23 protein-coding genes are annotated in these 25,304 nt (G+C 67.7%); 15 read left to right on the top strand and 8 right to left on the bottom strand.

The genetic code is table 11. The features are described from left to right. The first annotated feature begins 1 nt into the window (after position 1). Together GSI01S_RS06655 and GSI01S_RS06650 are read left to right on the top strand one after the other, a co-directional pair. Positions 2-328, top strand: a complete 327-nt coding sequence (locus GSI01S_RS06655; protein ID WP_006895712.1) for a phenol hydroxylase subunit P4 — start codon at positions 2-4, stop codon at positions 326-328. A 12-nt stretch (positions 329-340) separates the two neighbouring features. After that, positions 341-1,411, top strand: coding sequence for a 2Fe-2S iron-sulfur cluster-binding protein (locus GSI01S_RS06650; RefSeq protein WP_006895711.1), 1,071 nt, complete (start codon positions 341-343; stop codon positions 1,409-1,411). Positions 1,412-1,485: 74 nt separating this feature from the next. On the opposite strand, the gene GSI01S_RS06645 is transcribed toward GSI01S_RS06650, so the two are convergent. The 3 genes from GSI01S_RS06645 to GSI01S_RS06635 form a co-directional block, all read right to left on the bottom strand. Then, complete coding sequence (locus GSI01S_RS06645) at positions 1,486-1,791, bottom strand: DUF1416 domain-containing protein (protein ID WP_006895710.1); 306 nt, start codon at positions 1,789-1,791, stop codon at positions 1,486-1,488. A gap of 48 nt (positions 1,792-1,839) precedes the next feature. Further along, positions 1,840-2,667 (bottom strand): sulfurtransferase, encoded by an 828-nt coding sequence (locus GSI01S_RS06640; RefSeq protein WP_006895709.1) that lies wholly within the window; start codon positions 2,665-2,667, stop codon positions 1,840-1,842. A gap of 276 nt (positions 2,668-2,943) precedes the next feature. Next, positions 2,944-3,858: an LmeA family phospholipid-binding protein gene (locus GSI01S_RS06635; RefSeq protein WP_006895708.1), complete on the bottom strand. Its 915-nt coding sequence runs from the start codon at positions 3,856-3,858 to the stop codon at positions 2,944-2,946. Between the two features lie 92 nt (positions 3,859-3,950). Here GSI01S_RS06635 and GSI01S_RS06630 point away from each other — a divergent pair, with 92 nt between their 5' ends. The 8 genes from GSI01S_RS06630 to GSI01S_RS06595 all read left to right on the top strand — a co-directional run bounded on the left by GSI01S_RS06630 (position 3,951) and on the right by GSI01S_RS06595 (position 12,689). Then, positions 3,951-4,676, top strand: coding sequence for a winged helix-turn-helix transcriptional regulator (locus GSI01S_RS06630; RefSeq protein ID WP_006895707.1), 726 nt, complete (start codon positions 3,951-3,953; stop codon positions 4,674-4,676). Between the two features lie 37 nt (positions 4,677-4,713). Continuing rightward, positions 4,714-5,640 carry a mycothiol synthase gene (mshD, locus tag GSI01S_RS06625; protein WP_006895706.1) on the top strand — a complete coding sequence of 309 codons (927 nt, stop codon included), beginning with the start codon at positions 4,714-4,716 and terminating at the stop codon, positions 5,638-5,640. 135 nt (positions 5,641-5,775) lie between these two features. Then, the gene (gene pstS / locus GSI01S_RS06620; protein WP_006895705.1) at positions 5,776-6,846 is read left to right on the top strand and encodes a phosphate ABC transporter substrate-binding protein PstS; all 1,071 of its coding nucleotides are present in this window, start codon (positions 5,776-5,778) and stop codon (positions 6,844-6,846) included. A gap of 113 nt (positions 6,847-6,959) precedes the next feature. Further along, the gene (pstC, locus tag GSI01S_RS06615) at positions 6,960-7,922 is read left to right on the top strand and encodes a phosphate ABC transporter permease subunit PstC (RefSeq protein ID WP_233500186.1); all 963 of its coding nucleotides are present in this window, start codon (positions 6,960-6,962) and stop codon (positions 7,920-7,922) included. 11 nt (positions 7,923-7,933) lie between these two features. Next, the gene (gene pstA / locus GSI01S_RS06610; RefSeq protein ID WP_006895703.1) at positions 7,934-8,806 is read left to right on the top strand and encodes a phosphate ABC transporter permease PstA; all 873 of its coding nucleotides are present in this window, start codon (positions 7,934-7,936) and stop codon (positions 8,804-8,806) included. Positions 8,807-8,808: 2 nt separating this feature from the next. After that, entirely contained in the window at positions 8,809-9,585 is a 777-nt protein-coding gene (gene pstB / locus GSI01S_RS06605; RefSeq protein ID WP_006895702.1) for a phosphate ABC transporter ATP-binding protein PstB, read from the top strand. A 198-nt stretch (positions 9,586-9,783) separates the two neighbouring features. Continuing rightward, positions 9,784-10,401 carry a TetR/AcrR family transcriptional regulator gene (locus GSI01S_RS06600; protein WP_006895701.1) on the top strand — a complete coding sequence of 206 codons (618 nt, stop codon included), beginning with the start codon at positions 9,784-9,786 and terminating at the stop codon, positions 10,399-10,401. A 47-nt stretch (positions 10,402-10,448) separates the two neighbouring features. Then, positions 10,449-12,689 (top strand): CocE/NonD family hydrolase, encoded by a 2,241-nt coding sequence (locus tag GSI01S_RS06595; protein WP_039867126.1) that lies wholly within the window; start codon positions 10,449-10,451, stop codon positions 12,687-12,689. 77 nt (positions 12,690-12,766) lie between these two features. Here GSI01S_RS06595 and phoU read toward each other — a convergent pair whose 3' ends face one another. From phoU to GSI01S_RS06570, 5 genes are all read right to left on the bottom strand, one after another. Then, the gene (gene phoU, locus GSI01S_RS06590; RefSeq protein ID WP_006895699.1) at positions 12,767-13,429 is read right to left on the bottom strand and encodes a phosphate signaling complex protein PhoU; all 663 of its coding nucleotides are present in this window, start codon (positions 13,427-13,429) and stop codon (positions 12,767-12,769) included. A gap of 99 nt (positions 13,430-13,528) precedes the next feature. Beyond that, the gene (locus GSI01S_RS06585) at positions 13,529-15,754 is read right to left on the bottom strand and encodes an LCP family glycopolymer transferase (protein ID WP_006895698.1); all 2,226 of its coding nucleotides are present in this window, start codon (positions 15,752-15,754) and stop codon (positions 13,529-13,531) included. Between the two features lie 134 nt (positions 15,755-15,888). Further along, positions 15,889-17,022, bottom strand: coding sequence for a tRNA dihydrouridine synthase DusB (gene dusB, locus GSI01S_RS06580; RefSeq protein ID WP_197462897.1), 1,134 nt, complete (start codon positions 17,020-17,022; stop codon positions 15,889-15,891). 95 nt (positions 17,023-17,117) lie between these two features. Next, the gene (locus GSI01S_RS06575) at positions 17,118-18,110 is read right to left on the bottom strand and encodes an acyl-ACP desaturase (RefSeq protein WP_006895696.1); all 993 of its coding nucleotides are present in this window, start codon (positions 18,108-18,110) and stop codon (positions 17,118-17,120) included. 263 nt (positions 18,111-18,373) lie between these two features. After that, positions 18,374-18,886, bottom strand: a complete 513-nt coding sequence (locus GSI01S_RS06570; RefSeq protein ID WP_039867106.1) for a nuclear transport factor 2 family protein — start codon at positions 18,884-18,886, stop codon at positions 18,374-18,376. 129 nt (positions 18,887-19,015) lie between these two features. Here GSI01S_RS06570 and GSI01S_RS06565 point away from each other — a divergent pair, with 129 nt between their 5' ends. The 5 genes from GSI01S_RS06565 (at position 19,016) to GSI01S_RS06545 (ending at position 25,222) form a co-directional block, all read left to right on the top strand. Continuing rightward, complete coding sequence (locus tag GSI01S_RS06565; RefSeq protein ID WP_006895694.1) at positions 19,016-20,800, top strand: serine/threonine-protein kinase; 1,785 nt, start codon at positions 19,016-19,018, stop codon at positions 20,798-20,800. Then, positions 20,800-21,609 carry a hypothetical protein gene (locus GSI01S_RS06560; protein ID WP_006895693.1) on the top strand — a complete coding sequence of 270 codons (810 nt, stop codon included), beginning with the start codon at positions 20,800-20,802 and terminating at the stop codon, positions 21,607-21,609. The genes GSI01S_RS06565 and GSI01S_RS06560 overlap by 1 nt, the downstream gene beginning before the upstream one ends. Positions 21,610-21,856: 247 nt before the next feature. Further along, on the top strand, positions 21,857-23,317 hold the full coding sequence (locus GSI01S_RS06555) for a WS/DGAT/MGAT family O-acyltransferase (RefSeq protein WP_006895692.1): 1,461 nt from the start codon (positions 21,857-21,859) through the stop codon (positions 23,315-23,317). A 24-nt stretch (positions 23,318-23,341) separates the two neighbouring features. Continuing rightward, positions 23,342-24,019 carry a nitroreductase family protein gene (locus GSI01S_RS06550; RefSeq protein ID WP_006895691.1) on the top strand — a complete coding sequence of 226 codons (678 nt, stop codon included), beginning with the start codon at positions 23,342-23,344 and terminating at the stop codon, positions 24,017-24,019. Positions 24,020-24,454: 435 nt separating this feature from the next. Further along, a complete protein-coding gene (locus tag GSI01S_RS06545; protein ID WP_006895689.1) occupies positions 24,455-25,222 on the top strand; it encodes an alpha/beta fold hydrolase in 768 nt (255 codons plus the stop codon). The last annotated feature ends 82 nt before the right edge of the window (positions 25,223-25,304 follow it).

The following is a 25,304-nucleotide window of genomic DNA, read 5'->3' as shown; positions in this document are numbered from 1 at the left end:
GATGACTGTCAAGGCACTCTACGACTACAAGTACCCGGCATCCGACCGCGCCGAGATCTTCGGCACCGACCAACTGCTGTACGTGCACTGGCTCGGCAATCCGCTCTTCTGTTCGGCAGCGTGCTTCCGCGCGCCGCAGGCGATGAGCTTCGCAGACTTCGTCGCCGAGATGGTGCATCCGTGGGCGGCTTCCGACCCCGACTTCGACCCGGCGTCGATCTCGGGCTGGCAGCTCTTCGACGAGGTCTTCGACCCGGGTGACGGCTCGAAGTCGTTGAAGGATCTCGGCGTCGGACACAAGGCGCTGCTGAAGTTCACCACGGACTGAACGGAGCTCTCGATGACCACGACTCACACGATCACGGTCGAACCGCTCGGCACCGAACTGCAGTGCCGCGAGGACCAATCGATCCTCGACGCCTGCCTGCGCAACGGTGTCTGGTTGCCGCACGCATGCACTCACGGGACCTGCGGCACCTGCAAGGCGCAGGTCCTCGATGGCGACATCGATCTGGGCGACGCTTCACCGTATGCCCTGCTCGAGAGCGAACGTGACGACGGAGCTGCGCTGATGTGCGTAGCGACACCACGCGACGACGTGGTCATCGAGGGCGATGTGGACATCGAGGACGGGATCACCATGTATCCGGTCCGAGACTTCTCCGGAACTGTCGCGGCCCTCGACGAGATCGCACCCGGCGTCCGCCGGCTCGTGATCGACCTCGACGAGCCGATGGAGTTCAACGCCGGTCAGTACGTGCAGCTCAACCTCCCCGACGGCGACAACCGTCCGTACTCGATCGCCAATGCGCCGCATGAGACCGGCCGGATCGAGTTGCACATCAAACGGACCGAGAACGGGGTCGCGACCGCCGGTTGGGTCTTCGACGGACTCGCCGCAGGCGATGAGGTGACATTGTCGGGTCCCTACGGCAAGTTCTACTTCCGCCCCGGCCGCGAGAAGCCCGTCCTGCTGCTCGGCAGCGGCACGGGTTTGGCGCCGCTGGTGTCGATCCTCAAGACGATCATGGCGATCGAGGACGAGGAGGGGGAGTGGGAGCACGAGGTGGTGATGTATCACGGGGTCGCGACGAGTGCCGACCTCTACGACCGCGAGTGGTTCGAGGCACTGGCCGGTGAACGCGACTGGTTCACGTACCGGCCGGCGGTGTCCCGAGAGCAGTTCGACGGCAGGCAGGGCCGGGTGCCCGCGCTGCTGGCGCAGGACTACCCGCGGGCCGGCGGCAACGTCGCCTACATCTGCGGCAACCCGGCGATGGTGGAAGACACGATGCGGGCGTTGATGAAAGCGCGCCTCTTCCCGCGCGACATCTACCGCGAGGACTTCTTCGACGCAGCCGATCGCGCCAATGGCGCTCACGTGGTGCGCAGCCCGCTGATCAAGCGATAGCCGCGGAATACGACGAGACCCGGCCCGCGAAGAACGGGCCGGGTCTCGTCAGGTCGTTCAGCGTTACGCGCGAATCACTTCGCGACGGTGACGCCCTGGTTGTGGACGCCCGGCCCCTCGGGCGAGACGGTCACGTCGCCGTTGCCCTGCGAGCTCAGCGCGCGCAGAGTCCAGGTGCCCGGGGCGGCGAAGAAGCGGAAGTCGCCGGTGGCCGAGGCGACTACCTCGGCCGTGAACTCGCCGGTGCCGTCGAGCAGACGGACGAACGCGCCCGCGACGGGGTTGCCCGAACCGTCCACGACCTGACCGGTCAGGACGGTCTCCTTCTCAGTGTCGACGCCGGCGGGGAGGGTCTGACCCTGCTTGGGTGCTGCGCACATGTCACTAGTCCTCTCAGAGACTGTCGATGGGGGAGTTTGCGGGGCGGCTCAGCGCTCGATCGGAGCGCCGACCAGCGAGCCGTACTCGACCCAGCTGCCGTCGTAGTTCTTGACGTTCTTCTTGCCGAGCAGTTCCTGAAGGACGAACCAGGTGTGGCTGGAGCGCTCGCCGATACGGCAGTAGGCGATGGTCTCCTTGGCGTCGTCGAAGCCCTTGTCCGCGTACAACGCGGTGAGGTCTGCGTCGGACTTGAAGGTGCCGTCCTCGTTGGCGGTGGTCGACCACGGGATGTTGATGGCGCCCGGAACGTGACCGCGCTGCTGCGCCTGCTCCTGCGGCAGGTGCGCCGGAGCGGCGATCTTGCCGGAGAACTCGTCGGGGCTGCGGACGTCGACGAGGTTCTTGGAACCGATCGAGTCGATCACCTCGTCGCGGAAGGCGCGGATCGAGTTGTCGGCGGCCTGGGCGACGTAGTCGGTGGCCGGGCGGGTCACAGCGTCGGCGCTGAGCGGACGGCCGTCGAGCTCCCACTTCTTGCGGCCGCCGTCGAGCAGACGGACGTCCTTGTGACCGTAGATCTTGAAGTACCAGTACGCGTACGCGGCGAACCAGTTGTTGTTTCCGCCGTACAGGACGACGGTGTCGTCGTTCGCGATCCCGCGCTCGCTGAGCAGTGCGGAGAAGCGCTCGGCGTCCAGGAAGTCGCGACGCAGGCCGTCCTGCAGGTCCTTACGCCAGTCGAGGCGGATGGCGCCCGGGATGTGGTTGCTGTCGTAGATCGAGGTGTCCTCATCGACCTCGACGAACACGACCTTGTCGGTGTTGAGGTTCTCTTCAGCCCAGTCAGCGCTGACGAGCACATCGGAGCGTGCCATATTTCGGTTCCTTTCGAAATGATCGCCGCGCGCGGCGTGAGGCCGCGCCAGACGGCGAGTTCGTCGCACTGGGCGACGGGTGTTCCGGGCCGGGGACGGCGGTCGTCTGCGACGAGACGGTGGAGGATGCGGCTGAGATCGTCAGCGGTGCATCACACCCGGTGCGTCACCGGCAAGCGACAGCAGCAGTCGACGACGCGACAGAGGTCGATCGCCAATCGGCGGGTGAGCATCAGCCCACGTCGGTGCTGCATGGACCCGACCCTACAACAGAAATCAGGGCCTGCTCGGGAGCGGTTTCGCGTAGTCGACGGCGCGCACCGACACCGGTCCGGTCTCGCTGACGGCCACAAGGTCGCTTCCCCTGCTCAGGGCATGTTTCGCGGTGGTTCCCCAGGCCATCTGGAGGGCCGGAAGAGTGGTTGAAAACCTTTTTAATACCGCTGATCGAAATTCCTCTGGGACGTCGGCGGAGTAGTGCTCCTCGGGTCCGGTGTAGAAGTCGGTGGCTTCGATGCGGACACGGCCGTCGACCACCGACACGCGAGCCTTCACGCTCACCTTGACCTTCGGCGCGGTGTACTTCGCGGCCGACGGGGGATAGCCGTTCTGCGTCTCCGGCGAGCCGGGCAGAGGGACGGTTCCGCTCAGCATGATGCCCTCGGTGCGCTCGAGCAGGCCGTCGCCCGGCCCGCCGCCGCCCACTTTGTCCTCGGGAGCCGGGGTATTGATGTAGAGATCGACGATCCCCATCAGCCGTCCGAGGGTGGGGGAGTTGATTCGTGTCTCGGTCCGCATCGACTGCGCCCGCAGCTCCGTCCGCGGGCCCAGATCGCCGGTGGGGCCGAGGTCGGTGCTCTGCAGCCGAGCGTCGACTGTCGAGGTGCACACCGGCACGCCGGAGCAGCCCTCGATCGGGACGCCGTCGGCGCTGATCAGCACCGAGCTGAAGTTCCCCTCAGAGCGGTGCGCGAGGAACGGGAAGCCGGCCATGATCACATCCGGTTCGAAGGGGACTCCGGGTGAGGCCTGGACGGCGCGTGCGAGGCGGTGCTCGGCGCGGGACGCCGCGAAGTCGTCGGCGATCAGCGCCAGGACGCCCACGACGACGAGGACGACTGCGATCCAGGCACCGATTCGCAGGTACCGGCGGGACGCGGGTTTCGGGGGGTCGTGGGCGGTGAGGAGCATCGGCGCTATTCTGTCATCTGATAACCGGGTGCTGCGACCAGCGTCGATCGACAGCCCACAGTGCTGAGGCCACGACGAGATCGGAGTGGTGTGTGGACCTGTTGCTGCTGACCGAAGAGCAAACTGCCGAAGCCGTCCTGGGATCGCTCTCCCTGCTGTCCCATCAGGTGGCCGTGCTGCCTGCCCAGACGTCCTCGCTGGTGCAGCTGGGCGAACCACAGGTGATCCTGGTGGACGCGCGCAGCGATCTCGCGGGTGCGAGAACCATGTGCCGGCTGGTGTCGGACACCGGCACCGCCCCGGTGGTGGCCGTCGTCGGCGAGGGCGGACTGGTCGCGGTGAACGCCGATTGGGGCGTCGACGACTTCCTGCTGCCGACCACCGGACCCGCGGAGCTCGACGCCCGGCTGCGCCTGGTGTCGACGCGCGTGACCGGTGGCGTGGACGAGCAGCCGGACAAGGTGACCCTGGGCGAGTTGGTGATCGATGAGTCGACCTACACGGCCCGGCTGCGGGGCAAGCCGATCGATCTCACGTACAAGGAGTTCGAGCTGCTGAAGTTCCTCGCGCAGAACGCGGGCCGGGTCTTCACCCGAGCCCAACTGCTGCACGAGGTGTGGGGTTACGACTACTTCGGCGGCACCCGCACAGTCGACGTCCACGTCCGGCGTCTGCGAGCCAAACTGGGCAGTGATCACGAGTCACTGATCGGCACGGTGCGCAACGTCGGCTACAAGGCGGTGCGGCCGACGCGCCGGGGCGACCGCGACGGCGGCGACACCGCCGGCGACGACACCGAGCAGGACGAGACAGGGTAGGACGAGTGGTCGCCGGCTGCCGATACATTGGACTGTGATGAATGAGCAGATCCGGCACCGCGTCGTCTCCGACTCCCTGACCGCCGACGACTCGGCGTTCGCGCGCGAGGTGTGCGAACGCGCCGAACGCGTCGACGGTATCGCGCCGCTCGCCGAGCAGGCGCGCCTCGCGATCGACTCGGGGGCGGACCTGCATGTCCTCACCGATCATGGATACGCCAACGTCCTCGCGGCGCGCGACGGCGGCGCGGCGATAGTGGAAGCGGTGGTGGACCCCGACCACCGGGGCCACGGGGAGGGTCGTGCTCTCGTGGACGCCGCCCTGACCGCCGCCGGCGATCTGCCGGGCTCGGAACCGCCGCAGGTGTGGGCGCACGGCGACCTGCCCGCGGCCGCCGCCGTCGCCGCGGCACTCGGTCTGGTCCGTGCCCGCGAACTGCTGCAACTGCGCAGGCCCGTGGCACAGCCGCTGCCCGATCTCCCCCGGCGCGAGGACATCGCGCTGCGTACGTACGCGGGACCGTCCGACGACGCGGAGATCCTTCGGGTGAACAACGACGCCTTCTCCTGGCACCCGGAGCAGGGCGGATGGACGCTGCGCGACATCGCCGCCCGCACCGGAGCGGACTGGTTCGATCCCGACGGTGTATTCCTGGCTTTCGACGCCGCCGACCCGGACGTCCTGCTGGGATTCCACTGGACGAAGATCCATCCCGCCGCCGACGGAGCCGCGCCCCTCGGCGAGGTGTACATCGTCGGCGTCGACTCCGCCGCGCAGGGCCGTGGCCTCGGCGCGCTGCTGACGCTCGCCGGCCTGCGCTATATGGCCGACCTGCGCCCCGGCGGCCGCGGGCTCGACGAAGTGGAGTTGTACGTCGAGGGCGACAACTCTGCGGCGTTGCGCACGTATTCGCGGCTCGGATTCACCCGGTACACCGCCGACATCGCCTATCGCCGGGGCTGAACCCGGCGTCAACCAGCCGTTCATTTTCGTGCCCGGACTGTTACCCGGGCCGTCACTCGCCGGTCGCTCTGTCCTAACCGGGCGTCGATAGTTTCGCCTCGATACCTGAACAGATCGAAAGGCACCCCGACTCCCATGAGCGCGTCCCCGAAGCTCGTCCGCACCGCAGGCGCCGCCGTTGCCGGCATCGCCGCGGCCTCCCTCGTCCTCACCGCGTGCGGTGACGGCGACTCCTCGTCCGGCACCGTCACCGGTGAAGGATCCACGGCCCAGCAGAAGGCCATGGAGCACTTCTCGCAGGTCCTCACCGACAACGGCGGCGTCATCCTCGACTACACGGGCTCCGGCTCCGGCGACGGAATCAAGAAGTTCATCTCGGGCGACGTCGATTTCGCCGGCTCCGACTCGCCGCTCAAGCCGGCTGAGGCCGCCGACGCGAAGAGCCGGTGCTCAGGCAACGAGGCCTGGCACCTGCCGCTGGTCGCGGGCCCGGTCGCGATCGCGTTCAACCTTCCCGGTGTGGAGAAGCTGAACCTCAACGCGCCCGTACTCGCGAAGATCTTCGACTCCAAGATCGCCAAGTGGAACGATCCCGCGATCGCCGCACTCAACCCGGGCGTCAAGCTCCCGGCCACGGCCATCGTGCCGGTGCACCGCAGCGACAGCTCCGGCACCACCGACAATTTCACGCGCTACCTGAACACCGCCGCACCGGCCGACTGGCCGTACGAGCACAGCAAGGAGTGGGCCGGCCACGGCGGCTCGGGTGCCTCGAAGTCGACCGGCGTCGGCGACACGGTCAAGAAGACCGAGGGCTCGATCAGCTACGTCGAGTGGGGTTTCGCCACCGAGAACGAGCTGAGCGTGGCGGCCGTCGACTTCGGCGCCGGACCCACTCAGCTGACCAAGGACACCGCCGCGAAGGCTCTCGACGCGGCTCAGTTCGTCGACCCGTCCAGCAAGAACCTGGTGGTCGACACCGACGCCCTCTACCGACTCAAGGAGGCCGGCGCCTACCCGCTGGTGCTCACGACCTACGAGATCGTGTGCTCCACCGGCTACTCGGACTCGGCGGTCTCCGACAACCTGAAGTCTGCGTTCACCACGATCCTGGACAAGGGCCAGGACGGCCTCGACAAGCTCGGTTACGTCCCGCTGCCTGAGGCCTTCCAGGCCAAGCTGCGCGGAACGATCAACGCGCTGTGACTCGTTCGGACACTCCCGTGACCTCCCGCGCAGATGCCGACGGGGACCCGGCCGTGTCTGAAACGCCCGTGGCCGGCGGAACCCCGTCGCCGCGGGCGGCCGGTGAGCGATCGCTGACTGCCGAGTCGGGCCCCGCGTCCGGCTCGGCGGTCAGCCGTCTCGGCGACCGCGTCATGTCGTCGCTCGCCACCGGCTCGGGCCTGTTGGTCTCGATCGTCATCGGGCTGATCGCGCTGTTCCTGCTCATTCAGGCGGTCCCTGCGCTCGCGAAGAACACCGTCGGCTTCTTCACATACACCGGGTCGTGGGTGGTGGCGGGCAGTGAGATCAAGTTCGGCATCCCCCAGCAGCTCTACGCGACGGTGCTGGTGTCGGTGATCGCACTGGTGATCGCGATGCCCGTGGCGCTCGGCGTGGCACTGTTCGTCAGCGAGTACGCGCCCAAGCGGCTCGCGACGGTGATCGCGTACGTCGTCGACCTGCTGGCCGCGATCCCGTCGATCGTGTACGGCCTGTGGGGAATCCTGGTGCTCGGTCCGGCGATGGTGGGGCCGAACCAATGGCTGGTCGATCACCTCGGCTTCCTCCCGTTCTTCCGGCAGCCGGCGAACGTCGCGAACATGTCGACCGGCGGCACCCTCCTCACCGCGGGCATCGTGCTGGCGATCATGATCCTGCCGGTGATCACCGCGGTCACCCGCGAGGTCTTCGCGCAGACGCCGCGAAACCAGCGTGAGGCCGCCCTGGCCCTCGGCGCCACCCAGTGGGAGGTCGTGCGATACGCGGTCCTGCCCTTCGGCCTCTCCGGCTACATCAGCGGCGCCATGCTCGGACTGGGCCGTGCGCTGGGCGAGACGATGGCGCTGCTGCTGATCATCTCCACGGCCGGACCGATCAACTTCAACCTGATGGAGAGCGGTCAGACGCTGGCGACCGTGATCGCGAACAACGCGGCCGAATTCGACTCGCCGATCAAGACCGGCGCCTACATCTCAGCCGGTCTGGTCCTGTTCGTCTTGACCTTCCTCGTGAACGCCGCGGCCCGCGGTGTGATCGCGCGCAGGGTTCGAGGCTGAGGAATCACGATATGGAACTGACACAACTCTCGCCGCGCCGGAAGGTCGCCGACACGACCGTGCGCGGCGCGGTGATCGCCGCGGTGGCCGTGGCGGTGCTTCCGCTCGGCTGGCTGGTGTACACGCTGATCGCCCGCGGCATCGGACCGGTGCTCGACATCGACTGGTGGACGCGATCGGAACGCTACGGCGGCGCGGCCAACGCGATCGTGGGGACGCTCGTACAGACGGCGATAGCGGCGGCCGTCGCGATCCCCTTGGGCGTGCTCGTCGCCGTCTATCTCGTGGAGTACGCGGACACCGGGAAGAGGCGCGGACGGTTCTCGCTCGTGCGCGTCACCACCTTCATGGTCGACGTGCTCTCGGGTGTGCCGTCGATCGTCGCCGCGTTGTTCATCTACGCGGTCTGGCGGACCACCCTCGATCTTCCTCGTTCCGGCTTCGCGGTGGCGCTGGCGCTGGTGCTGCTGATGGTGCCGCTGGTGGTCCGGTCCACCGAGGAGATGCTCAAGATCGTCCCGCAGGACCTTCGCGAGGCCGCATACGCGCTCGGCATCCCGAAGTGGAAGACGATCCTTCGGGTGGTGCTGCCCACGGCGATGTCGGGGATCATCACCGGGATCATGCTGGCGGTGGCCCGCGTCATGGGCGAGTCGGCTCCGGTGCTGATCCTGGTCGGCGCCACCCGGGCGATGAACCCGAATCCGTTCTCCGGCAACCAGCAGTCGTTGCCGCTCATGATGCTGCAGGAATACAACAAGGGGCCCAGCGGCTACGAGACCGTCTGGGGCGCCGCGCTGACGCTGGTGATCGCCGTCGCGATCGTCTACGTGCTCGCACGAGTGCTGTCACGGTTCACCGGGCCCCGAATGGAGAGAAGCTAGACATGGCCAAGAGTCTGACCATCGAGGATCTGAACGTCTACTACGGCGACTTCCACGCCGTGAAGGATGTCTCCCTGACGATCGCGCCGAAGTCGGTGACCGCCTTCATCGGTCCGTCGGGGTGCGGTAAGTCCACCGTCCTGCGCACACTCAACCGGATGCACGAGGTGACGCCAGGGGCGTACACCACCGGGTCGGTGAAGCTCGACGAACTCGACCTGTACGGCAGGGGTGTGGACCCGGTGGGGGTGCGAACCACCGTGGGCATGGTGTTCCAGCGGGCGAATCCGTTCCCGACCATGTCCATTCGCGACAACGTGGTGGCGGGGCTCAAACTGGCGGGCGTGCGTGACAAGGCCAGACTCGACGACGTGGCCGAGGCCAGCCTGCGCGGGGCCAACCTGTGGAACGAGGTCAAGGATCGGCTCGACAAGCCGGGCGGCGGACTGTCCGGCGGCCAGCAGCAGCGGCTGTGCATCGCGCGGGCCATCGCGGTGTCACCGCAGGTGCTTCTGATGGACGAGCCGTGTTCGGCGCTCGACCCGATCTCGACCCTCGCGATCGAAGATCTGGTGGCCGAGCTGAAGAACAATTACACGATCGTGATCGTCACGCACAACATGCAGCAGGCGGCGCGGGTGAGCGATCAGACCGCGTTCTTCAATCTCGCCGGTGCGGGACGGCCCGGGGAACTGGTGGAGGCCGGCGCCACCGCCGACATGTTCTCGAATCCGGTTCGGAAGGAGACCGAGGACTACATCTCGGGACGGTTCGGATGACGGTGCGCGTGCGCGCCCGGTACGGCTCTCGAGGCAGCGTCCCCCGGATCTGACATCGACCGGTCGGATCTCACACCGACGGATACGACGGCGACCCCGGCCACTCTCCGCAGATAGTGGCCGGGGTTGCCTTTTGCCTAGCCGGTGACTACGGTCACCACAGAACAGTTTCGATCAATTGATCAACTTCGAGGGCAGATGGCGCGACTGACGGTGGAACAGCGGCGCGAAGCAGCGATCGACGCCGCGATGCGGGTGATCGCCCGCGACGGCGTCGAAGCCGCCACTACGCGTCGGATCGCTCTGGAGGCCCAGGTCGGACAGTCGAGCCTGTTCTACGCCTTCGCATCCCGCGACGATCTGCTCGCCGCGGTCGTCGAGACCGGGATCGCGCAAGAGCTGGCCGGCATGGGCGAATGGCTCCGCGAGGCGTCGGCGATGTTCACCACCTCCCAGATGAACATCGCGGATGTCGCGCGGGCCGCATTCGACTCCTTCATGCACGACCTCATCGAGAATCGGGACCGCGAATACGCGTTGGTGGAGCTGGCGCTCTACGCCCGACGAACCGAAGGTCTGGAGCACCTCGCCGAGAGTCTTTACCGCGGCTACAACGAGCTCGTCTCCGGACTGCTCGTGGTCGCGGCCGAGACCACCGGTGTCACGTGGACGCTCCCGGCCGAGGAATTGGCCACGATCGTCGTGGCCATGACCGACGGCATGACTCTCAGCTATCTGTCCACCGGCGACCGTGAAGCGGTCCGACGGATCGCGGACGGCGGTGTGCAGCTGCTGCTGGGTTACGTCGCGCAGTGACCCGTGCGCTGCGGGAGCGCCGGGAGAAGAACAGAATCGGGGATCAGATGTTCTCAGGAAGACGCGCGTTGCGCCGGACCGCGGCCGCGGTCGCCGCGGCGACCGTGCTACTCGCCGCGGTCGGGACGGTGGGCGAATCCGCCGCGGCACAGCCAGTCCACGTCGGCGGCGGGGTGTCGCAGGCGTATCTGACCGACGCGCGGCCGGGTACCGCGCTGACACTCGTCGACGACGCGGGCAATCGTGCGGGCTCGGGCGTCGCCGATTCGCTCGGATCGTTGATCGTGCGCGACCTGCAGCCGGGGCGCTACCGCTTCGTCGGGGCCGGGATCAAGAGCGCGCCGGTCGAGGTGACCGGCAAGGACTCTCCGCCGCCCGCGCCGTCGCTGTACGGGCAGACCCTTCACGAAGGGCTCAACTACATCACGATGCGCGACGGGGTCTCGCTCGCCGCCACGGTTCGGCTGCCGTACGGCAAGAAGCTCTCGGACGGGCCCTTTCCGACCGTGATCGAGTACTCCGGCTACCAGAACGCCGCACCGGACGACCTGGTGGTCGGCGCGGTCGGGGAGAAGGTCGGCCTGAAGGACCCGCAGGCCCCCGACACCTCCGTGATCGTCGGCTCGACGCTGGCGACGCAGATGCTCGGCTTCGCCTCGGTGAGCCTTCAGATGCGGGGAAGCGGTTGCAGTGGAGGAGACTTCGGCCTCTTCGACGATGTCGCGGCGTTCGACGCGTACGACGCGATCGAGACCGTGGGACGCCAGCGATGGGTGTCGGGGCATCGCGTCGGCATGGTCGGCATCTCGTTCTCCGGCATCTCGCAGATGTTCGCCGCGGGTACGCGACCACCCCATCTGGCCGCGATCGCGCCGATGAGCACCACCGATGACCTGTACTCCACCGGTCTGCCGGGCGGCATCTACAACAAGGGTTTCGCGAACTCCTGGCTCCGCGAACGGGTGCAGCAGGCGCAACCCGGGCCGGCAGGCGGACAACCGTGGGTGCGGGCGCGCATCGAGGGCGGCGACAAGACCTGTGCGAACAATCAGAAGCTCCGCCGTCAGACGCAGAACGTGTTCAAGCTGATCCGCGACAACCCGACGCGTGCGGCGAAGGTGTACCAGGAACGCTCGATCCCGGACTGGGCCGACCGCATCGACGTCCCGGTGTTCCTGGTCGGTGCCGCACAGGACGAGCAGACCGGACCCAACTGGGTCAATCTGATCAAGCATCTCGATCACAACCCGAACGTCTGGGTCAACATCATCAACGGGCATCACTTCGATTCGCTCGGACCGCAGATCCTCTCGCGCTGGGCGGAGTTCCTGCAACTGTTCGTCGCGAACCAGGTGCCGCACACGCCGCCGAACATGCAACCGCTGGGCACCGTCGTGTTCCCGGCGGCCACCAATGCACCCGGCCAGCAGATCCCGCCGGTGCGCTTCAGCGATTCGCGCACCGTCGCCGCTGCGAAAGCTCGTTTCAAGGCGCAGACGCCGCGACTGTGGGCGCTCTTCGACAACGGCGGTGGCGCAGCCGGTCCCGGCGGGCTCTCGTCGGCGTGGCAGCGATCGCTGTCCGCGTGGCCCACGAGCACCGAGCGGATGTTCCTGAACGACAAGGGCCGGCTCGGTTCCCGGCCCGCCGGCGGAACCGTGTCGTTCGCACCGAATCCGCTCAACCGGCCGCTGAACACGCTCAAGAACGCCTCCACCGACACGGCGGCGGCCTGGGGCATCCACCCGGACTACGACTGGCGGCCCGCACCGGGCCGCAGCGGGCTGGGCTTCATCAGCGCTCCGCTTTCCCGTGACAAGGTGGTTCTCGGGAACGGTTCGGTGACCCTCCGGCTGAAGAGCACGGCGAAGGTCACCGATCTGCAGGTCACGGTCTCTGAGGTGAACGGCAGGGGACAGGAGACATCGGTCGGGACCGGTGTGCTGCGCTCGAGCTTCCGCGGCGACGGCACCGCCCCCGATTTCACCACTCAGACGCCGCTGGCCGACGGATTCAACCAGATCACGATCCCGATCAACCCGTTGATGCACGGGTTCCGAAAGGGCTCACGGATCCGGGTCACGGTCTCCGCACCCGGCGGCGACCTTCCCTCATGGCAGTTCAGCACGCCTGCCACCGGCGGCAAGGTGATCGACACCGTCGACCTGAGCAAGTCGTACGTCACGATCCCGGTGATCGCGGGCGAGGTGCCCGGCGCCGGACCGGATTGCGGCTTCCTGCGCGGTTCGGCCTGCCGCGCCTACAAGCCGGCCTTCAACGGCGGCTGATCGCGCGGAGTGCATTCGTGCGCGAAGGCGCCCTCCGGCTCCGCTGATGCGGATCGCCGGAGGGCGCTTTCGTCGGGTCAGCTCGCCTCGAGCAGTTGTTCGGGAGTCTTCCCGGTGGCTTGGAAGACGACGCGGCGGGCGATGAGGACCGCGTGGTCGGCGAACCGCTCGTAATAGCGGCCCAGGAGAGTGACGTCGACCGCTGCGGCGACACCATGCGACCACTCGCGGTCCATCATGACGGTGAACAGATGGCGGTGCAGATCGTCCATCGCGTCGTCGTCGTCCATCAGGGTCAGCGCGTCGTGGTAGTCCTGGTTCTCGAGCACGCGGCGTGCGTTCTGCGCGAGCTCGACGGCGAGCCGGCCCATCTCCTCGAAGTACCCCGCGACCTCGTCCGGCAGGACCTTGGCGGGGTGGCGGCGGCGCGCGACCTTCGCCACGTGCAACGCCAGCGCCCCCATCCGGTCGATCTCGGACACCAGCTGGAAGCCGCTCACCACCGAGCGCAGATCACCCGCGACCGGCGCCTGGAGCGCCAGCAGCTGAAAAGCCTGATCCTCTGCCTCGGCCGACTTCTCGGCGACCGAGTCGTGGTTGGAGATCACTTCTTCGGCCAGTTCGAGATCGCCCTCGAGCAGTGCCTGGGTGGCCTGAGCCATCGCCGCACCCACCTCGTCGACCATGTCGCCGAGAGCCTTGTTCAGTGCAGCCATCTGCTCCTGATAAGCGTCACGCATGCAACCCAGCTTACGTAAACCGGCCGGCCTCGCCCTTCACCGACGGTGAAGTCGGCGTGAACACTCGGCGCGCAGGTTGTCGCAGCGGTGGCCGACGGGCTACGCGCAGGTCGTGTCGCCTGCGTTGGTGACCGAGAGGTCGTTGGGCAGGTCGCTGTTATCGGTGTTGGCCGGCAGTTCGCCGACGGAGAGCACCGAACCGGCGGTCGGGACCGAACCGATGGTCTGCGTGCCGCCGAAGTCGGACCCGACGATCACCTCGACGCCGGCCTTCACCGTGCTGTCCTCCTGGATCTGCGCTCCGGGGAACATCTTCGCGATCGTCGCCGCGGAGTCCTTCTCGCCCGGACCGTAGCGGACGACCGTGTCGGTCCGCTTCTCCGAGGAGTCGGCGATGCCGGACACGTCGATGCCCTGACGGACCAGTTCCTCCATCACGGACCCCGCGACGCCCGACTCGTCGGTGCCGTTGAGCACGCGCACGCTCATGTTGGACGCGTGCTGAGCGGTGAGTTCGGTCCTCGGCGCCGGGGGCTTCGGGGAAGCGGAGGGCTTCTTGGTGCTCGACGGCTTGGCCTTCTTCTCGCCGGGCAGCGGCTTGTCGTCGATGATCGCGTTGAAGATCGCGTCGATGTCGTCCATCCGCGGGATCTCGTTGTTCTGTCCGTCGGTGGACGTGCCCGAGGTCGGAATGGTCAGGAACGTGACACGCCCGGCTTCCATGCCCTGCATCGACTCGGCGAGCTGGATCAGCGAGTCGGTGTCGACGTTGTCGACGTAGCTGTTGGCGATGAACGAGCGCGCCACCTTGTTGAGCTTCGACGGGTTCGACAAGACGTCGCCCGACAGCGACGACCGCAGCAGCGACGACATGAACAGCTGCTGCCGCTTGATGCGACCGTAATCGCCGTTGCCCTCCGCGGAGATGTGCCGAGCGCGGACGTAGTTGAGGGCCTGGCGGCCGGTGAGCTTCTTGGTGCCGGCCTTCTTGAGGATGGTCCCCAGCTCGTAGTCGTAGAGCGGGACGGTCGAGCACACCTGGACTCCGCCGACCGTGCGGACCACGTCCTCGAACCCGGAGAAGTCCATCGCGATGAAGTGATTGATGTTCAGCCCGCTGATCTGCGTGAGCGTCTTCACCAGGCAGTTGGGGCCGCCGTCGGCGTAGACGCCGTTCAGCTTCACCGAACTCGCGGCCTCGAGCGTCCCGGAGTACTTCTGCGTCGAGTTGTCCCAGTTCTGGCATTCGGGACGGTCGACGGCGAGGTCGCGAGGCCACGACACCGCGACCACCCGGCTGCGGTCGGCGGGGATGTTGACCAGCAGGACGGTATCGGAGCGGGCGCCCTCGACGACGTCGGCGTCGCCCGCGCCGAGCTTGGAGTTCTTTCCCGCGCGGGTGTCGGTGCCGACGATCAGGTATGTCTCGTCGCCGGTCTGATCGCCCGGTTTGCGGACGTTGGAGTTCTCCGGGTCCAGGGCGTTGACGATGTTCCAGCCGCCGTTGATGCTGCGCATCATGTTCCATGCGTAGCCGGTGCCGACCAGCGACAGCACGCAGGCGAGGCCGAGCAGGATGCGCCCGGTGTTGGTGGCGATTCGCGTCGTGCGTTCCTTGCCGGTGGGCTTCGTCCGGCGACCGCCGCGCACGCGGGACAGCGCCGCGGTCAGATCGGGAGTCGGCTCCAGCGGGCGCTTGCGAGTCGGTTCGCCGTTGCCGGGATCGGTCGACGCGCCGCTCGCGGCGGCACCCGCGGCGGCCGCCGGGCTGCGAGGAGGCGCTGGCGCCGGAGTGGCAGCCGGAGGCGGGGGGACGGACGGGCGTTGCGCTCGGGACTCCTGAGACAAGCGCGCGGCCGTAGTGGTGTCTGAGAGGTCGACCGCCGACGAATCGGCGACCGGCGGGATCATCGCCGTGACCTCGGAGGCCGTCGGGTCGTCAGTGCTCGTCCGGGACGGCTGTGCGGGCGGGGCCGGCGGCTGCGGACGTTGTTGCGGCGCCGGGCGAGGGCTCGGCTGCGCGCGGCGCGGGGGCTGCGGCTGTGCGGCCCGTGCCGGCCCGGAGGCGGTCTCGTCCACCCCCATCTGCTCCATCAACTGGCGGACGGTCAGCCGGCCCCGCGGACGGACGTATCCCTCGCGGGACGACGGCTCCCGCAGACCCTCGGCGCGCTGACCGGCCGCACCGGGCTGTGACGGAGCGGCGTCGCCGAACCGTTCGCGGAAGTCGTAGGCACCGGATGTCCGGCCCGCCCGACGGGGTCGCCGGGGCTGTGCCGACTCGTCGTCATCGGGCTCGGGAGAGCCTGGGCGGTCAGAACTCACAGTGCTTCTTTCGTATGCGGCAGTGGTCTCGCAGTGGTCGCCGGGCAGGCCCGGAGTGCACACGCCACGCGTGCTCGGCACATCTTAATGCCGAGACCTGAGAACTCTCTGCGGTGCGCCCCGTCGGCGAGGGCTCAGCCGCCCGAGTGCATGATCTCGGCACCCTCGGGGACGACGTCCTCTTCGGGGTCGTCGAGCCATCCTTCGGGCAGCGCCACCGACGCGGGCGAACCCTGGCGGCCCCGCGGGCCATGACCGTCAGCGGGAAAGGGGACGTCGGAGGGCAGCTCGGCGACGAGTTCGCGCAGGTCGTCGAGGGTTTTCACCAGAGAGAGCGAGGAGCGCAGGTCGGAGCCGGCTGGGAAGCCGCGCAGATACCAGGCGACGTGCTTGCGAATCTCCCGCATGCCCTTGTCCTCGCCGTGGTGCGAGGCGAGCAGTTCGCCGTGCCGGATCATGATTTCGCCCACTTCGCCGAGGTCGGGCGGAGTGGGCGCATTCACACCGGCCAACCGTGCTGACAGCTCGGCGAACAGCCACGGGCGGCCGAGACAGCCGCGGCCGATGACCACGCCGTCGCAGCCTGTCTGCTCCATCATGCGGACGGCGTCCTCGGCCTCGAAGATGTCGCCGTTGCCGAGCACGGGCACGGTGGTGACATGCTCCTTCAGGCGCGCGATCTCGTCCCACGCCGCCGTGCCCGAGTAGCGCTGCGATGCGGTTCGGGCATGCAGCGCCACGGCTTGGGCGCCTTCCTCGGCGGCGATCCGTCCGGCGTCGAGATGCGTGTGGTGCTCATCGTCGATGCCGATGCGGAACTTGACGGTGACCGGGATGTCGGTGCCCTCGGTGGCGCGCACGGCGGCGGCGACGATGTTGCGGAACAAGCGTCGCTTGTAGGGGATCGCCGACCCGCCGCCCTTGCGGGTGACCTTCGGGACCGGGCAGCCGAAGTTCATGTCGATGTGGTCGGCGAGATCCTCGTCGACGATCATCTTGGCCGCGCGGTAGGTGTATTCCGGATCGACCGTGTAGAGCTGCATCGATCGCGGTGACTCGCTCGGATCGAAGGTCGTCATGTGCATCGTGACCGGATGCCGCTCCACGAGCGCCCGCGCCGTGACCATCTCGCAGACGTAGAGGCCGGAGACGGTTCCGGTCCGTGCGAGTTCGAGCTCACGGCAGAGCACGCGGAAGGCCACGTTGGTGACGCCGGCCATCGGTGCCAGCACCACCGGGCTGTTCAACTCGATCGACCCGATCCGCAGCGGGGTGCGATCAGTGGACGGACGCTGGAGAGACGACGGCGCACCGGCGCCCTCGGAGGTCTCCGAAGGCGCCGGTGCAGTCAGTGCGGTGGTACTCAGGATGCTTGCTTCTCCCGCTTGGCCGCCTCGCGAGCGAGCGCGCGGTCGCGCATCTCCTCGAAGCGGGTCGCGTCCTTGTCGAGCTGGTCGAGGAAGGCCGCGAGCTCGTCGCGGGTCTTCTCGCCGGCGGGGCTGAAGTCGTTTCGCTCGAAGACGTTCCATTTCCGGAGAACCGGCTGGACGACCTCTTCGAGGTGCTGGCGCAGATCGTAGATGCCGTGCTTGGCCATCAGCACGCCGTGGCGCCGGAAGTTCGGCATACCCGCTCCGGGCATCTGGAAGTTGGTGACGATGTCGGTGACCGCGCGCAATGTCTGGTCGGGCGCCAGATCCATGCCGGCCCCGCAGATGTTGCGGTAGAAGATCATGTGCAGATTCTCGTCGGCGGCGATGCGCTGCAGCATCCGGTCGGCGATCGGATCGTTGCACGCCTTACCGGTGTTGCGGTGGCTCACGCGGGTCGCGAGTTCCTGGAAGGTGACGTACGCGACCGAGTGCAGCAGCCCGATCTCCTCGCCGTTCGCCTTCATCTCGTCGGCGCGGTCCGCAGCCGCGAGCATCGGATCGTAGCCGTTGGTCATGTGGATCATGCGCGCCTCTTCGAGGGCCACCGGGTCGACGCCGCGGGTCACGACCAGGTAGTCGCGCATCACGATGCCGTGACGGTCCTCCTCGGCGGTCCAGCGACCGACCCAATGGCCCCAGGCGGAGTCCATCGAGAAGTTCTCGGCGATCACGCGGTGGTACGAGGGCAGGTTGTCCTCGGTCAGCAGGTTGGTGATCATCGCGGCCTTGGCGACCTCGTCGAGCTGCGAGTCCTCGGGCTCGTAGTCCCTGCCGCCCAGAGCCGCGTAGTTCTTGCCCTCGTCCCACGGCACGTAGTCGTGCGGGTTCCAGTCGCGTGCCGTCTTGAGGTGGCGATTGACGTTGGCCTCTGCCGTCGGCTCCAACTCCTTGAGGAGTTCGAGTTGTGTGAGTTGACGTGCCATCGGTGTTCCTCTGGTCGGGTTCAGGTCGTGTCGGGTCGCGGCCGAGCACCGCCGCGACGTGCCCGACATGCATATTCGGACTCCAGGCTACGTCACATGGACGCATGCCCCAAGTCTCCGCGCGCCCTGTGGGAGCGCTGAGAAACCGCAGCCCTCGGTGCGTAGATCGTCTGCCCGGGGCAGATCCGTTAACGTGCGGCCCGGTGGGTTACGTCACCGTAGGTTACCGCGAGGTCGGTAGTGAGGAGCGGTCGAAACGCCGGTCACCGCCGACCGAACATCGGGCCGGTCTTCTCCAGCCACCGGCGTCCGGCGTCGTCGAGCGTGCCCAGTTCGGCGGCGCGGTCACACCACGCCAGAGCCATCTGAGCGAACTCCATCGGGTTGTAGACGTCCTCCTCGCAGCTCCACAGCCCGTCGCCCGCGTAGGTGAGGATGGTGATGTTGGTGGCGGTGAACACCGAACCGTCGCCCGGATCGATCATCGGGTTGTCGATCTCGCAGATCACTCGGCCGGTCGCCGGATCGGTGACGTGCCAGAGCGACGGGTACTCGGCCATGTGGCTTCCGGGGAACGAGTGCATCGTCTTGTTCACCCAGGTGCGGATCGCCTCGCGGCCGTCGAATCGGCCGTAGGCGTGCTCGATGTACGTCGCGTCGACGGTGAACTGATCGGCCCATCGATCCCAGTCCTTGCTGATCGCCACATCGGCGACGGTCTGCTGGAACTGAGCGAACGCGGTGTCGAGCTCGTCTGCGGAGAAGGATGCGGTCATGTCGGCCGATGGTAGGGGCGGGCCGCGGCGGACGGCCGTCATTCGGCGGGGATAGGCGCACATCTGATCTCCACGCCGCGCAGGTAGCATTCGGCGCGAACGGCAGTCACCTGGTGAAACGGCGGAGGAATGTTCGGAATCGGCGACGACATCGCGGGCTACCGCGTCCAAGCGGTGCTCGGCGCCGGAGGGATGGGCGAGGTCTATGAGGCGGCCCACCCGCGCCTGCCGCGCAGCGATGCGATCAAAGTGCTCCGGTCGGCACACGGCTCCGATCCAGTGGTGCGCCGGCGGTTCGAACGCGAGGCCGATCTGATGGCGCCGTTGACGCACCCGAACCTCGTGCGCGTCTACGACAGGGGCGGATTCGGCGACGTCCTGTGGATCGCGATGGAACTCGTGCCGGGCACCGATGCGTCGAAGATATCGAAGGCGTCGCCCGCCGGGATGGATCCGCGGCTGGTCGTCAACATCGTCAACGGCGTGGCCGCCGGCCTCGACGTCGCCCATCGTCACGGTGTACTCCACCGTGATGTGAAACCCGCGAACATCCTGATCACCCCCGGCGGAGATCCGGTGAACCCGGAGGCGGTCAAAGTGACCGACTTCGGCATCGCTCAGGCGCTCGGCGAAGCGGGAGCGGGACTCACCAGCACCGGAACCACGGTCGGCACCATGCGGTACTGCTCGCCGGAACAGATCGACGGCCGCCGGGTGGACGCCCGCAGCGACATCTACTCGCTCGCGGCCACCACGTTCGAACTGCTGACCGGCAGCGCACCGTACGACTCGACCAGTCTGCAGGGACTGATGACGGCACATCTGTTCGCCGAACCGCCGCGGGCGTCCGAGCGGACGCGCTCGCTGCCGCCGGCCGTCGATGACGTGTTGCGAGCGGGCCTCGCGAAGGATCCCGCCGCCCGGCCACCGACGGCGACGGCTTTCGCCCGCGCATTGTACTCGGCGTTCACCGGAGGACCGGTGAATGTGACGCCCAGCGGTCCGATGTTCGCGAACACTCCCGGTGCACCCGTCCCCGGACCGCACCGGGCGGGTGGCCCGTCCGGCCCGGCACTGGTGCCCACGGGGAACCCGGACCGCTCGCACGGGGATCACTGGTACCGGCGGACTCCCGCGCTCGCGACCGTCGCGGTCGTTGCGGCACTGGCCCTGGGAGTGGGTGGAGCGTTCGCGTGGAACAGTGCGTCGGGCCTGTCGACACCGTCGTCGCCGGAGGCGAAGATGACCGCCGAGGGCGTCGACCTGTCGTGGCCGGCGGTGAGCGGGGCCGAGCAGTACCTGATCAAACAGGACGACGTCGTCATCGACGTCACCGACGACAATTCCTATGTGGTCCGGTCTCCGGTCCCCGGCGAGCACTCCTACTCGGTGGCGGCCCGCTCGACGTCGTCGGGCGGTTCGGCGTTCTCCGACCGGGCCGAGCTGACGGTCACCCAGACGTGGGGCGAGTTCCTCGACATGGCGAAGCTCTATCCGGAACTCGTACCGGCCACCCCGGTGAATTCGAACGGCTTCGAATCGCTCTGGTGCCGCGGACTGGGGCCGTACCCGGTGGACGACGACCAGAAGACGTCCCGGCTGATCGTGTGCGACAAGATCGACGGCGCCGATCGGCAGTACTCGGTGCAGATCGCCGCGTACGCGAACAGTGATGATGCGGGGACGGCCGCCGTCGGCCAGTTGCCGATCACGGCTCCGACCGACTTCGGCTTCAAGACCGCCCAGGGCACCAAGGGGCGGCTCTCGACGGGCGTGCAGAGCTCCGAGGCGAGAGCGGTATTCGTCTATTCCAGTTCGGACGATCCGCGCGCGCGTACCTACGTCGAGGTGGCCGTGCCGGACTCCAAGGACCCGAAGCAAGCGCGGGCGATCATGGAAAGGCTGCCGTTCTGATGAACGAACCGAGCGCACCCGGACGTGCCCGGACACCCGCCAGGCCCGTGCTGATCATCGCCGCGGTCGCCGTGCTGGTGCTGCTGGCATCGTTGTTCGCCGTGCGGGCGATGCTGGGCGGTTCGGCCCCGGACGCACCGGGCGGACTCAGTCTGTCGGCGGACGGCGGCGAGGTGAAAGCGGTCTGGAACGGCGTCTCCGGTGCGGACGAGTATCTGCTGATCCGGGACGACGGGGTGGTCGTCTACTCCGGGCCCGACACCACCGCGGTCGATCGGACCGCGGGCACCGGCGACCATCGCTACCGCCTGCGCGCCGCGGATTCGGGCCGGTGGTCGGCCGACGGTGCCGAGAGCAAGGTGACGGTGGTGTCCGGCTGGGGTGAGCTCGGCCCGCTGGCCGCACAGTTCCCCCGGCTGCTTCCGCAGACACCCGAGGCGACGGGATGGCAGGACCTCACCTGCCGCTCGATGGTCCGGGCGATGCCCGCCGAGCGCGGCCCGTCGAACACCGGATCGGGGCGAGCGCTGGTGAAGAGCCGCATGCACTGCTTCAACTCGGAAATGGTGATCCAGCCGGCGTGGATGACGTCGAAGGACGCCACCGACCAGGTGTTCACAGACATCTCGAAGAACGCCTCGCCGGAGTCGATCGTCTGGCGCCACGGTACCGGCTACGTGGTCGAATCCGAGCATGCGGCGTACCTGCGTCTGGCCGACCGCGACGACGTCGTGTTCACCGTTCTCCTCGACCGGGGCGGCAGGAGGGAACTGCTCGACGTCGCCAACCGACTGCCGATCGACGAGTAGCAGTCCGGCCGCGGTCGGTGATCGGGCAGTCCCCGCCCGGGCGGCGCCTGCCTTCGTGCACGCACTGTCGGTCCACGGCGCTACTGTGAATAAGCACCTGTGAGAACCCGTTTCAGGCGCTTGGGAACAGTGGAATACAGGACAGTGGCATACAGGACAGTGGCAGACACGGACAGTGGCAGACACGGACAGTGGCAGACACGGACTGTGGCAGACACGGACTGTCATACAAGGATTGGGGGCCGTCGTGCAGAGGTTGAGCGGTCTGGACGCGTCGTTCCTCTACTTGGAGACGCCGTCTCAGGTGATGAACGTCGCCGCCATCGTGGAGGTGGATCCCTCGACCATCCCGGGCGGATACACGTTCAATTCGCTGCGGCTGGAGATGGAGCGCCGGGTCCGCGGTCTCCCGATGCTGCGCCGCCGGCTCGCCGACTCGCTGACCAATGTGGACCACCCGGTGTGGGTGGAGGACGAAGACTTCGACATCGAGCGGCACGTCCACCGGGTAGCGGTGCCCGCACCCGGAGGCATCGAGGAGATGGCGGCCCTCTGCGGACACCTCGTTGCCCAGGTGATGGATCGGAAGAAGCCGCTGTGGGACCTGTGGGTTCTGGAGGGATTGTCCGAAGGGGCGATCGCGCTGGTGCTGCGCATGCACCACGCCTGCGTGGACGGTGCCACCGTCGCCGAGATCCTCGGCGAACTCGCGACGTCCACTCCCGAACCACCCGCGCTGGACGCTGCTCGGGTGAAGGAGAGCGCCGGAGGCGCCTCACGACCCGGCATGGCTTTCGGCGGCGCGGTCAACTTCTTCGTGCAGCGTCCGATCGCAGCGATGAAGCTGATCCCGAAGACGCTCCCGGTGCCGTTCGAATGGTTCAAACGAGTACGGTCCGGCGACGGCATGCCCGCACCCTTCCTCGCGCCGCGGACCCGGTTCAACGGGCCGTTGACTCCGCGCCGGAACCTGGCCTTCGCGCAGCTGCCGCTCGGTGACGTCAAGCGTGTCAAAGACCACTTCGGCGTCAAGGTGAACGATGTGGTGCTGGCGATGGCGGGCGGCGCGCTCCGCGAGTACCTCCAGGCGCGCGGCGAACTCCCCGAGGAGCCGTTGGTCGGGCTCGTCCCGGTCTCGGTGCGCGGGGTCACCGAGGACGATCTCATCGAGACCGGCACCAACAAGGTCACCGGTATGTTCACCCGTCTCCCGACGTCGGTGGCCGATCCGGTGGAGCGCATTCGGCTGGCGGGCAAGTACGCCAGGCAGGCGAAGGGGCATCACCAGGGCATCGATGCGAATCTGCTGCGCGCATACGCGGAGTTCGCGCCGGGCAACACCCTCGGCGCTCTGATGCGCCTCTACTCCGACCGCCGTCTCTCCGGCCTGCACCCGCCGATCTTCAACGCGGTCATCTCCAACGTCGCAGGGCCGGACTATCCGATGTACCTGCTCGGCGCGAGAGTGAAGGCGGTGTACCCGATGGGGCCGATCTTCCACGGCCTCGGGCTCAACATCACGGTGATGTCGGTGGACGGCGAGCTGAATGTCGGGCTGCTGTCGTGCCCGGATCTCTCACCGGATCTGTGGGACCTGGTCCGCGGATTCGGGACGCAGCTCGAGGAACTGGTGGCCGCGGTCGAGGCCGATGCGAACGGCGATTCGTCCGACGACGGCCCGTCGGATACCGGCCGACAGAGCGAGTAGAACGAATCCTCACGGGAGACGGCAATGGAATTCGACGACGTGGTCAAGACGACGTTCGCAGCGCGCAGTTTCACCGACGATCCGGTTCCGGACGAGCGGCTGTCGGAGATCCTCGACATTGCGAGGTTCGCACCGAGCGGCGGCAACCGACAGGGTGTGCGCGTGATCGTGGTCCGGGATCCGGGTACGAAAGCTCAGTTGGCCGAGTTGAGCAAGCCCGCGGCTCGGCGGTACCTGGCTCAGCGCTTCGCGGGAGAGAACCCGTGGAACCCGGTGCACCCGAGTGCCGTCACCGCGACCGATCTCGCTGAGACGCCCGGAGTCGACGAGTTCGTCGCGCCGATCGCGGCTGCGCCGGTGGTCTTGGTGGTGGCCGTCGACCTGGCGGTGGTGGCGGCCACCGATTCCGAACTCGACCGGGTGGGCGTGGTCTCCGGAGCGTCGGTGTATCCGCTCGTGTGGAACATCCTCACCACCGCCCGGTCGCGGGGATACGGCGGGACGATCACGACGATGGTCAGCGCGCAGGAGCCCGCGGTGCGCGAACTGCTTGGCATCCCCGAGACCTTCGCCGTGGCCGCCGCCGTACCGATCGGCCGGCCGGTGAAGCAGCTCACCCGGCTCCGGCGACGGCCGGTGAGCGATTTCGTCACCCTGGAGCGCTTCGACGGAACGGCTCTGGCCGGCCCGGCGGATCGGTGACCCCGCGACTCCCGCTCTGACTCGCGACTCCGCACGGCAGCCGATCGCACCGGGGAACATGCGACGAGGGGCGCGCGGACATGCCGCGCGCCCCTCGTCGTCAGCTGGAACTAGTCGCTGCTGCCGCCGCCGAGCAGGCTGGAGAGGCTGCCCAGGTCGCTGGAGCCGCCGCTGCTGCCGCTGTCGCCGCCGCCGAGCAGACTGAGGATGAGGTTGATGATCTCCATGCGAATGTCCTTCCGAGACAAGTGAATTGGGAGGGTGAGGACGATTGCGTCAATCGCCGACGGGTGTGACACTACGTACTCTCACAGTCATTAGTGAACTGCATCACGGAATGTTCACGCGATCGGGCGACACATGGCGGCACGGAATCGACGTTTCGCGTGTCGGGCGTCCCGAATCTGGCTTCTGTCTGGGGCCTATCCTGGTGCGATGCGCGTGATTCACAGTGCCGACCCGGCGGAACCCGACCTCGCGGTCGACGTCTCGGGGTGTCCGACCGCCGGTGGGCCGCCGGTGGTCCTGGTACACGGAATGGGTGGCGACCACACCACGTGGCATTCAACGGTTCGCACGCTACGTGCCACCTGCCGTGCCACCGTGGCCGTGGACCTGCGCGGTCATGGGCGCAGCGGACGCGCCGCGGACTATCGCCTCGACGACTTCGCGGCCGATCTCGGACGCGTGGTCGACGAACTGCGCCTGGTCCGGTTCGACCTCGTCGGGCATTCCCTGGGCGCGCACACCGCACTGCGCTATGCGATGGACCGGCCCGACCGCGTCCGTCGCCTCGTACTGGAGGAGATACCGCCGATGCCTCGCGATGAGGCGGATCTCGCCGAACAGATCGCACCGACCGCGACTCTGGGCGAGCGGATCCGCGGTGTCGGCGCGCTGCTCGCACGTCCGGGCCCGTTTCTTCGCTTCGACCGTTCGCTGCCCGACGCCGTGCTGCGGCAGTTCGACGTCCCCGAACCCGAATGGTGGGCTCGGCTCAACACTGTGCCGGCGTCGGCATTGGTGATCTCCGGAGGCGCCCGCAGCTTCCTGCCGGGCCGGCATCTGCAGTCTCTCGCCGATGCGTTGCCGCGTGGCCGAATGGTCACGATCGATGCCGGGCACAGTGTTCACCGCGACCGCGGTCCGGAGTTCCTGTCCGCGCTGGTGGCGCATCTCGATGAGCCGGACGGGCAGGACTGACGCAGTCGGTGCGATCGAGCGATCCGAGTGTCAGCCGCGCAGGGCGGAGGCGAGGATTCCGGGAACCAGGGAGTAATCGAGT

This window comes from Gordonia sihwensis NBRC 108236 (genome assembly GCF_000333035.1).
Taxonomy (GTDB): domain Bacteria; phylum Actinomycetota; class Actinomycetes; order Mycobacteriales; family Mycobacteriaceae; genus Gordonia; species Gordonia sihwensis.
The sequence above is the reverse complement of the archived record's forward strand: the minus strand, read 5'-3'. Positions and strand labels throughout refer to the sequence as shown.

Excerpts from the sequence above, each read along its gene's own strand:
- pstS (WP_006895705.1), top strand. The coding sequence starts at position 5,776 with ATGAGCGCGTCCCCGAAGCTCGTCCGCACCGCAGGCGCCGCCGTTGCC.
- GSI01S_RS06640 (WP_006895709.1), bottom strand. The coding sequence starts at position 2,667 with ATGGCACGCTCCGATGTGCTCGTCAGCGCTGACTGGGCTGAAGAGAAC.
- pstA (WP_006895703.1), top strand. The coding sequence starts at position 7,934 with ATGGAACTGACACAACTCTCGCCGCGCCGGAAGGTCGCCGACACGACC.
- GSI01S_RS06570 (WP_039867106.1), bottom strand. The coding sequence starts at position 18,886 with ATGACCGCATCCTTCTCCGCAGACGAGCTCGACACCGCGTTCGCTCAG.
- mshD (WP_006895706.1), top strand. The coding sequence starts at position 4,714 with ATGAATGAGCAGATCCGGCACCGCGTCGTCTCCGACTCCCTGACCGCC.
- GSI01S_RS06595 (WP_039867126.1), top strand. The coding sequence starts at position 10,449 with ATGTTCTCAGGAAGACGCGCGTTGCGCCGGACCGCGGCCGCGGTCGCC.
- GSI01S_RS06545 (WP_006895689.1), top strand. The coding sequence starts at position 24,455 with ATGCGCGTGATTCACAGTGCCGACCCGGCGGAACCCGACCTCGCGGTC.
- GSI01S_RS06650 (WP_006895711.1), top strand. The coding sequence starts at position 341 with ATGACCACGACTCACACGATCACGGTCGAACCGCTCGGCACCGAACTG.
- phoU (WP_006895699.1), bottom strand. The coding sequence starts at position 13,429 with ATGCGTGACGCTTATCAGGAGCAGATGGCTGCACTGAACAAGGCTCTC.
- GSI01S_RS06645 (WP_006895710.1), bottom strand. The coding sequence starts at position 1,791 with ATGTGCGCAGCACCCAAGCAGGGTCAGACCCTCCCCGCCGGCGTCGAC.
- pstB (WP_006895702.1), top strand. The coding sequence starts at position 8,809 with ATGGCCAAGAGTCTGACCATCGAGGATCTGAACGTCTACTACGGCGAC.
- GSI01S_RS06635 (WP_006895708.1), bottom strand. The coding sequence starts at position 3,858 with ATGCTCCTCACCGCCCACGACCCCCCGAAACCCGCGTCCCGCCGGTAC.
- GSI01S_RS06600 (WP_006895701.1), top strand. The coding sequence starts at position 9,784 with ATGGCGCGACTGACGGTGGAACAGCGGCGCGAAGCAGCGATCGACGCC.
- GSI01S_RS06560 (WP_006895693.1), top strand. The coding sequence starts at position 20,800 with ATGAACGAACCGAGCGCACCCGGACGTGCCCGGACACCCGCCAGGCCC.
- GSI01S_RS06565 (WP_006895694.1), top strand. The coding sequence starts at position 19,016 with ATGTTCGGAATCGGCGACGACATCGCGGGCTACCGCGTCCAAGCGGTG.
- GSI01S_RS06550 (WP_006895691.1), top strand. The coding sequence starts at position 23,342 with ATGGAATTCGACGACGTGGTCAAGACGACGTTCGCAGCGCGCAGTTTC.
- GSI01S_RS06655 (WP_006895712.1), top strand. The coding sequence starts at position 2 with ATGACTGTCAAGGCACTCTACGACTACAAGTACCCGGCATCCGACCGC.
- GSI01S_RS06575 (WP_006895696.1), bottom strand. The coding sequence starts at position 18,110 with ATGGCACGTCAACTCACACAACTCGAACTCCTCAAGGAGTTGGAGCCG.